The organism is Paenibacillus sp. Y301 (assembly GCF_059445505.1).
Genome location: NZ_JCAIUL010000004.1, coordinates 89,541 through 102,475, shown reverse-complemented (window position 1 = coordinate 102,475; position 12,935 = coordinate 89,541). Strand labels below are relative to the sequence as shown.

The following is a 12,935-nucleotide window of genomic DNA, read 5'->3' as shown; positions in this document are numbered from 1 at the left end:
ACAGCCCCGATACCCATAAATTTATGGTTATCGGGGCTCTATTACCTATTTAATTATTTCAAGAATTCTGCTAGTTTACTTACGTTTTCTTCATATTTAGCTTGTTGGTATGATGTTACTTGATCTAAACCGTCTTTTTTACGTTTTTCTTGATACTCATTCCAAATAGTATCAAACTCCGCATCCGATTCTGCCATTAGTAATTTAGGAAGTGTTTTACCAAACTGCTGTCCAAGCTTCGTATTAATGATACCCTCTGGAGAGTTTCCTGTTGGATTCAATAATTCGAATTCAGATGCACTCACTGTCTTCCCTCTCGTCCAATCTTGGATAGATTTGAACGGTTCTACTGCTTTCGGTGCCCATTGATCTGTCATGTTCGTATTCATCAGCATCCAGAACGTGTGTGATCCCCCATACTGCTTATCGAATGCAGCCCGGTCTGAATTCAACAATGCTAAAGCTTCAGGTTTAAACTGATCTACTCCATCAATAGTATCATAAGTGAAACCCTTTTCACCTAAGAATAAATCTTTATTTCCTTCTTCACTATTCAAATAACTCATGAACCGAATAGCACGTGCTTTGTCTTTCACATTCTTAGAAATTAAGGTTACCGTCCACCCTGAAATACCAGGACCATCAAGTGTAGGTGCATCTAGATTACTGTTAGCTGGTCCATCAATAGCGATATAGACCGAATTCGGATCGTTTGCATAAAGCGTACTTAATTGTGCTTCCATATCTTTATATTGATAGATCATTGCAAAATAACGACCTTGTGCAAGTTTCTCTTCCATTTGCGGACGTTTGTCAATGAATACGTCTTTAGCAAGTAGACCTTCTTCATTCACTTGACGGATTGTTTTAAGCCATTTCACGTATTCAGGGTCTGTAGAACGATCATATATTTTACCGTCCTTTGCTTTGGGAATGGCTAACAAATTCTGAATATATGCTTCTAGTGAATAGTTACCTGTATCTGTAAATTCGTGTAAACCAAGTGGGATCAACGGCTGCCCGTTAACCGTTCCAAATTTCTCTTTAGCCATTTGCAGCGCTTTCAAGAAACCCTCTGGTGTTCTCATATCTGGTTTACCAAGAGCTTCGTACATGTCTTTACGCACGAGGAACGTTTGGTTAGAAGTATACGCATCTCCATATTGTTCATAATCCTTGGGAGAAGATGATGCGTTGGGATATGCATATACATTACCATCAGGCTTTGTATACCATGATAACTTCGCTGCATCCGATGATGTAAAGAAGTATGGATCATACTCATCAGCCAGTTTATTTAGTGGAAGTACCATTTCACCATCGATCATTTTTTGGATGGCATCTTCGCCTTTATCTAACGTGATGAAATCGGGAAGATTACCAGAAGCGATTAATGTATTCAACTTCTCCTTCTCATTACCTGCTGGAATGATAAAGTTAATATCTACGCCTGTTTTCTTCGTAATATATTGTGACGTAGGATCTACGCCCCATTTATTCGCAAACCAAGAAAAGTTCAAGTACCAATCAAATGTAATGGGGGAAATATCTTCTTTCCAACCCGGTTGATCTGCTGTTAACTTAACAACTGGCGTTTCTTCGGCTTTGTTATTAGCAGCTTTATCCTTCTCGTTATTCGTACCAGAGGAACAAGCCGCTGTAGAAACGACCACAACTAGCGCTACAAGCGATAACAAGCTACGCTTTACATGCTTCATGTTCATTTTCTTACCCCTTTTCAATGATAGTTAGTGTATCACATTGTATATAACAACCCTTATCGCCTAGGCGGTAAGAGGGAATACCTCATTTAAGCTGTCCATTAACCCTTGACTGAACCAATCATCATACCCTTAACAAAGTACTTTTGTAAGAACGGATAAACGAAGACAATCGGAAGTGTTGTGACAACCATGGTTGCGAGTTTGATCGATTGAGATGTCACGGTCTTGGTGCTCGCAGTTCCCTGCACAGCAGTCATCATTTGATTAGAACTGGATTGCGCAACGACTCGGTATAAATACGTCTGAATCGGTTGTAAATCCGTGTTATTGATATAAATCATTCCTGTAAAATAGTCATTCCACTGAAATACACCGTGAAATAACGCGATCGTCGCAACAGCAGGCATGGATACCGGAATAACGATTCTCAGAAAGATAGACCAGTCATGCGCCCCATCAATTTTAGCAGCCTCCTCCAATGCTTCCGGAATTTCACGAAAGAACGTCATAAAGATAATAAGATCGAAGAAACTGAACATAAACGGAATAATATACACAATAAAGTTATCAAGTAAATGAAGATCTTTAATCAGTAGGAATGTTGGAATCAGTCCACCCCCAAAGAATAAGGTCACAGTCCCCATCAGAATATATATTTTTCCTCCGATGAGTTCCCTGCGTGAGAGAGCATACGCCACCATTGCCGTAAAGAATACATGCGCTACAGTACCGATTAACGTCTTAGCTACTGTAATGCCCATGGCCGTCATAATACCTGGACTATCAAATACCGCTTTAAAATTCTCTAAGCTGAACATTCTCGGCCACCAGTAGATTCCACCACGCATCGCATCATTACCATTATTAAAAGCGTTGACCAATACGTACCATATCGGGTATAAGGTCACGAAACAGATGAGAAGCATACCGATGGTGTTGATAAGATCGAATAGGGCCTCACTTTTCGTTTTGCGCTGAAGATTAAACATGTGTATGAGCCTCCTTATTCTAAAACAGCGACGTATCGTTGAGTTTTTTAGTTATTTTATTTGTGATAAGTAGGAGCATTAGTGCAATGACTGACTTAAGTAAGTTAATAGCTGTAGAATATGAATACCGCCCGGAAAGAATTCCCGTTTGATAAACATAGTAATCAATAACATTACTTGCACTGTCATTAAGAGAGTTACGTAAGACTAGGACCTGATCGAAATTGGTGTTAAGTACACCACTGACGGCCAGAATGAATAGAATACTAATCGTAGATTTAATTGACGGCAGTGTAATATACCACATTTTCTGAAAGCGTCCTGCACCATCAATTGTTGCTGCCTCATACATTTCAGGCGATACACTCGAGATCGCTGCCAGATAAATGATCGCAGACCACCCTAATTCCTTCCACAAATCTGATGAAATAATGATCGTCCAGAAATAACTTGGTTCAGCCAGATATGTAATTGGCTCTTTAATAACATGAAGTGTGAGTAATATATTATTGATAATTCCAACGTCTGCTAGCCAAGTTGCTAGAATGCCTCCTAATACAACCCATGAGAGAAAGTGAGGCAGATAAGAAATCGTCTGAACAAATTTTTTGAATCTAATGGATCGTATTTCATTAAGGAAAAGAGCAAATATAATCGGTAGTGGGAAGCCAATTAATAACTTAAAAAAACTGATTCCCAGCGTATTCTTGATGACGTCCACTAGAATATCATCCTCAAGGAATTCTCTGAAATGCTCTAACCCCACCCAAGGTGCTTCGGATATCGTGCGTATAATGTCAAACTCTTTAAATGCAATGATTACACTCGACATTGGAATGTAGTTGAATATAATCATCCATACCACACCAAGTAGAGCCATGGTCTGGAGATGTCTCTGGGAGTATAATTTCTTCAACCATTTACGTCGTGTTGAGGGCTCATTTACTGGCGTCTCTCTGTTTATAGTAGGTTTCATTTCCATGACTTCGACCTCCATGCTGATTCTTATCTCTCTATTGAAAACACTTACATTTACTACTTTAATAGTACGTCCTTTTTCTTATAGACATAAGGCTTCATATTTCGTATTTAGGGTCTCATTTTTCGGGTCTGTCTCTTTTGCTTCTTCAGGACAATTCGTTTCCTTCGCTACTTATGGGTATAAAACAGCCTAGACGACCCTCCGTTCATAATCGAACGAAAAGTCGCCTTGTTCATCAAACATATGTTCACTAAGATTAGAACCGAGGTTTTACATTGGCCTTCATCCGCCATGTCTCTTAGTGAACTATTTTATGACTAATACTATTCCATAATTACGTCTATCGCTGCGACTTCACCGTTACGTACAGCCATCGCTTCTGAACCTTGAATAATAGGTCCATCATTCTCAACGACAGTCCCGTCGCGCTTCAGAAGATTCATTCGACTGATCTTGGCGGCATTTACACCAAATGTATCTGCTCTGCGCGCATTGTTGTAGGTCACTTGTGTACTTCCAAGGAATGTGAAAGACACCTTTCCTGACTCATCAAATAACCAACTTGGTAATGCTGGTGAAAGCGTAAGAGTCAACTCTCCCTCACTCATCGTAAAGATGTGCGAACCTGCCATCATCACTCTCCACATACTCAGGAACTCCGCAGTAGATCCACTCAATCTAGCTACGAATCCTCTTCCATGTACCGCAGGATCGGGATTTCCACCCGTCGCAATAAAGGAAGAATTCTCTAACGTGCTACGTCCATACACATCAGGATCTAAGAACGGAACAAGCGATGTCTTCAATTCCCCGAAATACTGTTCGTAAAGACCCGATTTCAATAGCCCTAACAAATATTTATAAGTCATGTGAAGGAAATTCGATTCTCTTTCTAACCAACCTGGTGTAAAAGCACGCATACGTCCAATCTCATGACCTTCCGATTCTAGATTAACGGATGTTTGATACATTTGGGTCTTCTGATCATATAACTCCGTCTTCTTAATCCGATCATATAGATCTTGAGCTTGCTGCGGATCGTTCAACGTCTTCATCCAACGGGTCGGACCTTCGAGGAAGTAAGGCAAAGCGCTCACCTGAAATTGGGTTACTCTAGCTCTAGGAAGCCCACCCCTATTCAAATCTAGTTGTCCATTCTCGCCTACTATTCTTTCAAATTCCGTAGCTTCAAAACGGAAGTACGTCGGTGTGATTCCATCCCCTAATTCTATAGCTCTCGCTATTCCCTCATCTATTTTAACTAAAAATGCAGAGAATCCTTCCTCGATCTCTTTCAAAAATACTTTATGTTCCACTCCGGTAATGCCATACCGAACGCGATCACGATAAACTTCACGGGCAGAAGCTACGATATCCCAATAGGTGAATGAATCTAGGTGACCTTCTTGATAAAGGACAACCGTTCGATGTACCGTATGAAACAAATCGGCCACTTCTTCTAGTACGCTAATAGACTTCTCGTTAAATTCCTTCGCACTTTCTAACAAGAAAGTTACCAACCGCTTCAATTCAAATGTCTCGCTCATCCCTGAACCGAATAACCCAGGAAGTCCATTCATCGCATCATTCCATCCTGGCTTGTTCGCTTCCATTTCCACACCCATCCCATACGGATCTAATGTAGAGAATTTATTTAACGCTAATGTTACGATTTTACTAAAAAGATTGGTCTGATAAATCTTGCCTGTACCACCTTCTGTCTGTAGCCAGTTCGTATCATTCATTCTCCGTCCAAGACGCTCTAACTTCTCCTCATCCTCGATCAAGGCACCATACTGCCTAACTTGGTCATTTACCACGACATATTTCTTGGAGCGAGGTTGAACATAAGCAGCACTATCATAAAAAGCAAAAGTCTCATCTGCGAAGAGAAGATCTTCCTTCTTGTCTGGGAATATATCCAGATAGCTGTCCACTAAGTCCATATTGTACGTCCAATGGTCGGACCAGAACCCTTCACCGAAACCGGCTTCGATATTCTGCTGCGAAAGAGCCAATATGCCTCCTAGCAAACGTTCTTCGCTTACATGGAGCTGTACGTGATGATCCGCTAGGAAGTTGATGATCTTCCCTGGCGTGAATTTCCCGCTACACATTGCTCTTAATTCCTCATGATGGTCAGCAATAGCGCTATTGAGCCATTCTTTAAGCTTAATGTCATTCTCTGAAATGACATTAAAGCTACATCCCTGTACGCTGAGTGGATTATATCCATCCGCTTGCATCAGACTGAAGAACATTTTGATATTAAATGTACCAACCTTCGGATTAAAGAACACATCATTACGACGGTTCTGATTCATATCCCGAAAGTTACCATTGCCTTGCGAGTAATATTCCGGAGCCAATGAGAAGAAATTGTAATCCCGCTCCAAGTCTCCATGCTTACGGGAATAGAGATGTACAACAAAGCCTTCATGCTCATTATCAAAAATAAACGGGTACCCTCCACGGAGGAAATTATCCATATAAGACTGCTTCGCATAAGCATCAAATAGTTTAGATGACGTATGTGTCGCAATGTCTGATGTCAACTCTTCAATTAAGCTACTCGCTTCTTCTTGCTTACGAGAAATATAATCTGCCGTACATATGAGATCTGCCTTCTCATTGATTCTCTCAATATCGTTTACGTGACCAATAATGGTGTTAACACATAGGCTCTCACCTGGAGCGATACGTTGTGCTACCCCACTGAATCCACATGGCACTTTATTGACTGGATATTGCGGCTGTTGAACAAGTTCAGCAAGTGAAGCCGTAGCAAAGTTATCCGGATACATCAGAGAGGTATTGCCACCAAATACAATTTCGAAATCTACAATCGGGGCGATTCTCTTTCCTTCTCCAGTAAAGGATAAGTAGAAATGTCCACTCGTAACTTTGCTAACTTGCGCCTCATCCGCAGTACTAGAGCGTACATGATAGAATGGAATGCCATTCTCTAAATTATAGACTTCCATCCAACTGCGTAGCAGGTTACCGACTTCTTTGAATCCGCCATTCTCCACGCCATATGGAAGAATTTCTGGCATCCCATCTAGCAATTCTAATTGAATAGGTGTATCACCAATATTTATAATTTCGACCTGACGGACCAAAGCCGCATAATCATCATTAGGTAGATTGAAGTAGTTCACTATGGTCTTTAATCCATATGCTACATGCGTCTCTTCGATCGTGAGCCCATTGGGTGAAATCCTCATCACGCGAGAAGCTTGTGCATCAGGACGAGCTGATTGAAAAGGCTCATAGATGGTATCTTGTCCTTGGATTTTGATAAACGTCCGAAACCCATTGGCTGCAACATTCTTGTAAGTAATACTAGCCGGGGAGAACTCCATAATGGCTGAATTCTTGTCACGGATTCCGAAGCTACACACCCCTTGGCCGCGATTCACATAAAAAGTCCACATCGGAATCCCCTTTAATCCTGCCATACCTGGTAGAAAACTTGAGAAGGGTTTAGCTTGGTCAAACTGCTCAATAACAAACGTATTTTTATCATAATAGTATTTAGACATCGCGATTCCTCCTAGTAGTTCAATCTATCTAGATAGAATGAACAAAAGTTATATTATTCTTTTCGTTCAATCTATCTAGATATGATGTATGTAACAATGGAATGTGGTTGTAATTCAACGGCTAACATATGATCTCCTAGCCCCATCGTTGCCTTTTGCACCTCATCACTCTCATTCTGAACAACTACCACGATCGTACTGTCTGGATTTAAGAACGCTGTAGAAAGTAAGCTGTCTACTTTGGAGTTCTGTCCAATCCTTACGGCACCTGGCGCGATATACTTACTGAAATGTCCAATATAATAATAAGAGCTATTGTAATGAATCGTGTCCGTCTTCGTATCTGCTATGATTGGGGCATCGCAAAAGTTGCCTACATGGTTAGGTCCACCTGTCTCGTCCAGTACGATATTCCAATCCAAGTACCCCTCGATCCAGTTGTTCAAATCACCAATCATATTCCTACCGTACCTTTCACCTGTGTACCACTCACCCAATTTAACGCCACCCTCTTGGCAGCCTTCTGTAAATAGTAGATGTTTATCCGGGAACAACTCATGCACCTGTCCCACCTTCTCAAATTCTTCACTTACATACCAGTGCACACCTGTCCCCCACACGTACTTAGCTGCTTCTGGATCAGATAGAACAATGGTTGCTCTCTCTACGATGATGTCACGGTTATGATCCCAGATCAGGATTTTTACATCTTCATGACCCTCTTGGTGCATGATTGGACCTAAGTGATCCTTAATAAAATCACGTTCTTCTTCAGCACTATAAATACAGGAATCCCATACTTGCACGGCAGCTGGCTCATTCTGTACGGTAATTCCCCAGATTGGAACACCTTCCTTGCCATAAGCTTCAATGAATTTGGTGTAATAACGTGCCCACACTTCCGCGTATTCTGGTTTCAATTGGCCACCGTTATTCATTTCCCCGTTCGTTTTCATCCAAGCTGGAGGACTCCAAGGAGAAGCCAGCATGGTGAACTCGCCACCCTTCACCTTCATGGCATCCTTAATGAGTGGTAACACCCATTGATGATCATGCGATATATCAAAGGTTGCTAATTCTGTATCGTGATCTTCCACATAGGTATAGTTACCAAGGGCGAAATCATATGAATATGTACTCTCCCTATGGAATAGCCCAACCCCTCCATTGGATCGAAATAACTACGAATGACCTCTGCTCGTTTCTCATCGCTTACGCGAGATAAGGTATACGCAGCAGCTTTCCGTGAATGCGCCTCCAAATCCCACAATACTTTGATACGTAATGCTTGGATCAAGCTCCAGAGATCTGCTACTTCTCCAGCTACACGGGAGAGTAAAGAAAGATCCTCTTTTTCACTTAAACGTTCTCCTGAATCCTTAGCAGTTACGATCATTTTAATATACTTCATTTTTGGACAACTCCTTATTTTACAGTATACGACACCGGTTTCGAAACTTTATAAAAAAAAGAACTTTATAAGTCTTTTCTCTCGTCTTACTCTACGATAGTAACAGAACTACATGAGTCTCTAACCATCAATTTTACAGGTAACACCAATGCTTCTAGAATGTGCGACGGGTCGTCAATAGATTGAATCAGCATCTCTGCAGCCTCAGTTCCCATAAGCGTTGTATCTTGTGCAATGGTTGTTAAAGCAGGTGTAATATATTGAGATAACTCAATATTATCAAATCCTACAATAGACATATCTTCTGGTATTTCGAGTCCCCGCTCCTTAGCAGCCCTCATTGCCCCCAATGCTAAATGGTCCCCTGCGACAAACACGGCAGTAGGCCGATCCTTTAGGTTCAAGAGCTTCATCATCGCGGTATATCCGCTCTCAATGGAATAATAAGCACTATCGATGATATACGACTCTTGTCTTTCTAGATCCAGACTTGCCATTGCCAATTCATATCCACGAACGCGGTTAGAGCCAGCAAATGTATTCATCCCCCCAGAAATATGAGCTATCTTGCGGTGTCCTAGGGAATATAAATGTTCCACTGCTAGAAGGCTACCTTCAAGGTTATCTGAGTACACGGTATGAGCTTGTGAAGTTTCATAATCCAAAATGACACACGGGATGTCACTATCTAGAAGTTCTTTGAAATAAGGATCCTCATAATCCGATAAAATAACGACTACTCCGTCCACACCTCGAATTTTGCAATTCTCCAAATACCCACTTTGCTTGCCACCTACATCTTTAGAAATAAACATCAATGCATACCCTTTGGATACGGCCACTTGTTTAAAGCTCTCGATGACTGCACTGAAGAAAGGATGCTGCATACCAATGCCTGAGGATTCAACAAATAATACACCAATGGTCCAAGATTTCTTCGTTGTTAATGTACGTGCATGCGCATTAGGCAAGTAACCCATTTCTTTGGCTGCTTGCAAAATGGTCTGACGTGTCTGTGCTCTTACATCCGTGTAGTTATTGAATACTTTGGAGACTGTGGTGGGCGAATAACCCGTCTTCTTAGCAATATCATAAATGGTGGTCATTCTTCGAATTCACTCCTGTTGCACATAGCCTATTGCGCGTTCTTTAACTTGCATTCTAATCGTTTCGTTTATAGACGTCAATTAAAAATAAGCGGTTTCATTATACTAGTGCTAGTATTCACCACCGTATCTCACTGTTCTATTATTCACTATGGATACAAACCTCTTAACGTCCCACTTATAAACGAAAGAGCCTATCTCCTTGCACTCAACAGACGCCATAGAACGAACAAGACTCCTACCACTAAGACTACAACGACCACAACGATCCCCGTCCAATTCATAGAAGTTGATTTAGGTATGGACTCGTTAGTCTTAATGACCTGATTGGTCTCATCATCAGCACTTATCCTTGGAACCTCGCTGGTTTCAGAGGGTGATTCTGATGGATCTGAGACCCCTTTAATTGGAACTTCTTTATCTTCCAAAAAAGCCATTTCCCCTGTAGCATCCACCACATGCATCGTTGGGGAACATAGTGGATTTTCCCACCCCATAATGCCTAATTTTAGATAATAGAGATATTCCTTACCAACTTCACTAGGGCCCCACAGCGATCCCCACGTCATATTTTCTCTCACGGATATCTGTTCAACGTCAATTTTTTTGAAACTCTTAATAACCTTCAATTTGATGACATTGTTATCTTTCTCTCGAACAACATCTTCCACCTGACCGATTATTACTCCATCATATTCCGCATAACCCTGCTCACCGGTCGGTATTTCAGCACAAGACAGCGCATTCGTCGTTGTTGGGCTAATGAACAATACAAGGAAGATAGACAACAAGATGAGTACCGTAGCTTTTTTCACATACAACACCTCCTGTCACTTCAGACGGGATGAGCAGGGAAATGTTGCGGGTCTATACGAAATACAATTATTGACTCTAGATATTGTAAATGGTAAGTTAAAATTTAGGACTTATATTATCTATATGTTTCTTGAGGAGGTGATAACCATGCAATCTACCAAGGTCAACTTAGCAAATCCAACCGCTCGCTTAAAAAAACATAGAGTCATAGAGCTTCTATTTATTCAATTAAGACCCAAACAGTGGAGCAAAAACTTCTTGATTTTCGCAGCACTTCTCTTTTCCTTCGAAATGATTAATGCTAACACGGTGTTACATACGATATTAGGATTTATACTCTTTTGTCTGGTATCTGGGTGCGTCTATATTCTCAATGATTATGTAGACCGTGAGGCAGATCGTAACCACCCTGAGAAACAACATCGCCCAATGGCTTCTGGGGCTTTACATCCCCAACTGGCGTTAATATTCGGCGGAGTTCTGCTGATCACTTCACTACTGGCTTCCTATCAGCTTAATCCTCTTTTTACCGTGTTATTAATCGTGTATTTCGCACTCAATGTGTCTTATTCCTTCGCGCTTAAACATGTTGTTATTATTGATATCATGATCATTGCAGCTGGATTCGTATTACGCGCCATCGCTGGTGGACTTGTTATTCGGGTGCCACTTACACCTTGGTTTCTAATCTGTACCCTGCTATTATCTTTATTTCTTGCCATAGGCAAACGTAGACATGAATTATTCTTGTTAGAGAACGACAAAGGTTCGCACCGTAAAGTATTAGACAAGTACTCCTTTGTCCTATTGGATCAGCTTAATACGATTGTAACGACAGCTACGATCATCAGCTATTCTTTATTCACTTTCACTTCTGGACGTACTGTACATCTCATGTGGACTATTCCGCTTGTCATTTATGGCATGTTTAGATACCTATATCTCATTCACATCGAGAATAAGGGAGGATCTCCTGACCGAGTATTATTTGAGGATAAGCATATTCTTATTACCGTTATTCTATATGTCGTGAGTGTAGTGTGTATATTAGCGTATTTCGAGTAACTATCATTAGGATAAATAGAGGAAATAATTATGCAGAAGAAGAAAATCGCTATCTTTGATTTCGATAAAACTATCATTAGTAAAGACTCTATGTTTCTGTTCGTGTGGTATCGCGTCAAGAGACAGCCGATGACCATCTTCCATCTCATCCGAATCCTTTGGAATACCGTATTGTACAAGCTCAAGCTGATTCAGGTGGAACGTGTTAAATCATCGTACTTTTATGCCATTCGTCATATGAAGGAGTCCGATTTAGAACAGTTTTATAATACGATGCTATCACCCCATTTTTATCAAGAAGCGTTATCCGAGTTACAGTCAAATAAACAACAGGGGTATCACAATATCGTCGTGACTGCTTCCCCCCATGCTTACGTGAAATATATGAAGAAACTTCCGTTCGTAGACGAAGTCATTGGAACTGAACTTGTGAGGCAGGATGGTCAGTATACGAATCATATTCAAGGTAACAACTGCAAAGGTGAAGAAAAGGTTGCACGTATTCATGCGTATTTACAAACCGTCGGCTTTCATATTGATTATGAACATTCCCGTGCTTACTCTGACTCCTTATGCGATATGCCTATCTTTAACTTAGTAAAAAACAGATATTTGATTAACCTGCGTAATCCAGATATGGAGGAACTCAGATGGAGATCCTAAATCACCGCCATATCGGCAAGTTATTCATGATCTTATCTGCCTTTCTAACCGCGACGGGGCAGCTATTCTGGAAATGGGGCCATGTGAATCTTATCTATATGGGTATTGGATTCGTATGTTACGGTGTGGGAGCCTTATTCATGTTAAAGTCCTTCTCTCTAGAGAAGCTATCTGTCGCTTACCCACTTATGTCGATTAGCTATATTGTTGCTTTGGTCTATGGAAGCATCTTTCTTGGTGAGGCGATCACCTTACAAAAAGGGGCAGCCATTGCTCTATTAGGCATAGGAGTGACATTAACATCCTATGAACGATAATCTATCTTTCTTTTTACTCCTAATCATGACGTTATTTGGCTCCTTGGGGAGTGTTCTATTTAAAGCCTATGCGATGAACAAGAAGAAATGGTATCTATTGAGTGGCATGATGTTCTACGGGATGGGAGCATTGTTGAATATATACCTGTTGGGTCAGCTCCCTTATACGATTGTTGTTCCCGCCAATGCACTGACATTTATCTGGACATTAATATTTGCCAAATGGCTATTTAAAGAGCGGATCGGTATCCATAAAATCTTGGGTGTCTTCGTGATCATCATGGGATTAATTCTACTAGTCTTGTAATCAATATTTC

General features: G+C 40.9%; 12 protein-coding genes and 1 pseudogene. 4 read left to right on the top strand and 9 right to left on the bottom strand.

Features of this window, described 5'->3' with window-relative positions; translation table 11 throughout:
* Window positions 1-53: 53 nt before the first annotated feature.
* The 9 genes and pseudogenes from AC1D69_RS08965 to AC1D69_RS08925 all read right to left on the bottom strand — a co-directional run bounded on the left by AC1D69_RS08965 (window position 54) and on the right by AC1D69_RS08925 (window position 10,572).
* A complete protein-coding gene (locus tag AC1D69_RS08965; protein WP_495455804.1) occupies window positions 54-1,724 on the bottom strand; it encodes an extracellular solute-binding protein in 1,671 nt (556 codons plus the stop codon).
* Between the two features lie 98 nt (window positions 1,725-1,822).
* Window positions 1,823-2,713, bottom strand: a complete 891-nt coding sequence (locus AC1D69_RS08960) for a carbohydrate ABC transporter permease (RefSeq protein WP_495455803.1) — start codon at window positions 2,711-2,713, stop codon at window positions 1,823-1,825.
* A 19-nt stretch (window positions 2,714-2,732) separates the two neighbouring features.
* On the bottom strand, window positions 2,733-3,695 hold the full coding sequence (locus AC1D69_RS08955) for an ABC transporter permease (protein ID WP_495455802.1): 963 nt from the start codon (window positions 3,693-3,695) through the stop codon (window positions 2,733-2,735).
* A gap of 323 nt (window positions 3,696-4,018) precedes the next feature.
* Window positions 4,019-7,240 carry a cellobiose phosphorylase gene (locus AC1D69_RS08950; RefSeq protein ID WP_495455801.1) on the bottom strand — a complete coding sequence of 1,074 codons (3,222 nt, stop codon included), beginning with the start codon at window positions 7,238-7,240 and terminating at the stop codon, window positions 4,019-4,021.
* Between the two features lie 71 nt (window positions 7,241-7,311).
* The gene (locus AC1D69_RS08945; RefSeq protein ID WP_495456057.1) at window positions 7,312-7,497 is read right to left on the bottom strand and encodes a glycoside hydrolase family 30 beta sandwich domain-containing protein; all 186 of its coding nucleotides are present in this window, start codon (window positions 7,495-7,497) and stop codon (window positions 7,312-7,314) included.
* Window positions 7,498-7,575: 78 nt separating this feature from the next.
* A pseudogene (locus tag AC1D69_RS08940) lies at window positions 7,576-8,352 on the bottom strand (glycoside hydrolase family 30 protein); the annotation flags it as partial.
* A complete protein-coding gene (locus tag AC1D69_RS08935) occupies window positions 8,313-8,651 on the bottom strand; it encodes a hypothetical protein (RefSeq protein WP_495455800.1) in 339 nt (112 codons plus the stop codon). The pseudogene AC1D69_RS08940 and the gene AC1D69_RS08935, both read right to left, overlap by 40 nt.
* A gap of 86 nt (window positions 8,652-8,737) precedes the next feature.
* A complete protein-coding gene (locus tag AC1D69_RS08930) occupies window positions 8,738-9,757 on the bottom strand; it encodes a LacI family DNA-binding transcriptional regulator (protein WP_495455799.1) in 1,020 nt (339 codons plus the stop codon).
* Between the two features lie 194 nt (window positions 9,758-9,951).
* A complete protein-coding gene (locus AC1D69_RS08925) occupies window positions 9,952-10,572 on the bottom strand; it encodes a hypothetical protein (RefSeq protein WP_495455798.1) in 621 nt (206 codons plus the stop codon).
* A 148-nt stretch (window positions 10,573-10,720) separates the two neighbouring features.
* Between AC1D69_RS08925 and AC1D69_RS08920 the strand changes: the two genes are divergently transcribed.
* The 4 genes from AC1D69_RS08920 to AC1D69_RS08905 are packed head-to-tail and all read left to right on the top strand — an operon-like array spanning window position 10,721 to window position 12,925.
* The gene (locus AC1D69_RS08920) at window positions 10,721-11,638 is read left to right on the top strand and encodes a decaprenyl-phosphate phosphoribosyltransferase (RefSeq protein WP_495455797.1); all 918 of its coding nucleotides are present in this window, start codon (window positions 10,721-10,723) and stop codon (window positions 11,636-11,638) included.
* A 30-nt stretch (window positions 11,639-11,668) separates the two neighbouring features.
* Window positions 11,669-12,301 carry an HAD family hydrolase gene (locus AC1D69_RS08915; protein WP_495455796.1) on the top strand — a complete coding sequence of 211 codons (633 nt, stop codon included), beginning with the start codon at window positions 11,669-11,671 and terminating at the stop codon, window positions 12,299-12,301.
* Window positions 12,289-12,618 (top strand): EamA family transporter, encoded by a 330-nt coding sequence (locus AC1D69_RS08910; protein ID WP_495455795.1) that lies wholly within the window; start codon window positions 12,289-12,291, stop codon window positions 12,616-12,618. The genes AC1D69_RS08915 and AC1D69_RS08910 overlap by 13 nt, the downstream gene beginning before the upstream one ends.
* On the top strand, window positions 12,608-12,925 hold the full coding sequence (locus tag AC1D69_RS08905) for an EamA family transporter (protein WP_495455794.1): 318 nt from the start codon (window positions 12,608-12,610) through the stop codon (window positions 12,923-12,925). Before AC1D69_RS08910 ends, AC1D69_RS08905 begins: the two co-directional genes overlap by 11 nt.
* Window positions 12,926-12,935 lie beyond the last annotated feature (10 nt).

Excerpts from the sequence above, each read along its gene's own strand:
- AC1D69_RS08965 (WP_495455804.1), bottom strand. The coding sequence starts at position 1,724 with ATGAACATGAAGCATGTAAAGCGTAGCTTGTTATCGCTTGTAGCGCTA.
- AC1D69_RS08960 (WP_495455803.1), bottom strand. The coding sequence starts at position 2,713 with ATGTTTAATCTTCAGCGCAAAACGAAAAGTGAGGCCCTATTCGATCTT.
- AC1D69_RS08955 (WP_495455802.1), bottom strand. The coding sequence starts at position 3,695 with ATGGAAATGAAACCTACTATAAACAGAGAGACGCCAGTAAATGAGCCC.
- AC1D69_RS08950 (WP_495455801.1), bottom strand. The coding sequence starts at position 7,240 with ATGTCTAAATACTATTATGATAAAAATACGTTTGTTATTGAGCAGTTT.
- AC1D69_RS08935 (WP_495455800.1), bottom strand. The coding sequence starts at position 8,651 with ATGAAGTATATTAAAATGATCGTAACTGCTAAGGATTCAGGAGAACGT.
- AC1D69_RS08930 (WP_495455799.1), bottom strand. The coding sequence starts at position 9,757 with ATGACCACCATTTATGATATTGCTAAGAAGACGGGTTATTCGCCCACC.
- AC1D69_RS08920 (WP_495455797.1), top strand. The coding sequence starts at position 10,721 with ATGCAATCTACCAAGGTCAACTTAGCAAATCCAACCGCTCGCTTAAAA.
- AC1D69_RS08915 (WP_495455796.1), top strand. The coding sequence starts at position 11,669 with ATGCAGAAGAAGAAAATCGCTATCTTTGATTTCGATAAAACTATCATT.
- AC1D69_RS08910 (WP_495455795.1), top strand. The coding sequence starts at position 12,289 with ATGGAGATCCTAAATCACCGCCATATCGGCAAGTTATTCATGATCTTA.
- AC1D69_RS08905 (WP_495455794.1), top strand. The coding sequence starts at position 12,608 with ATGAACGATAATCTATCTTTCTTTTTACTCCTAATCATGACGTTATTT.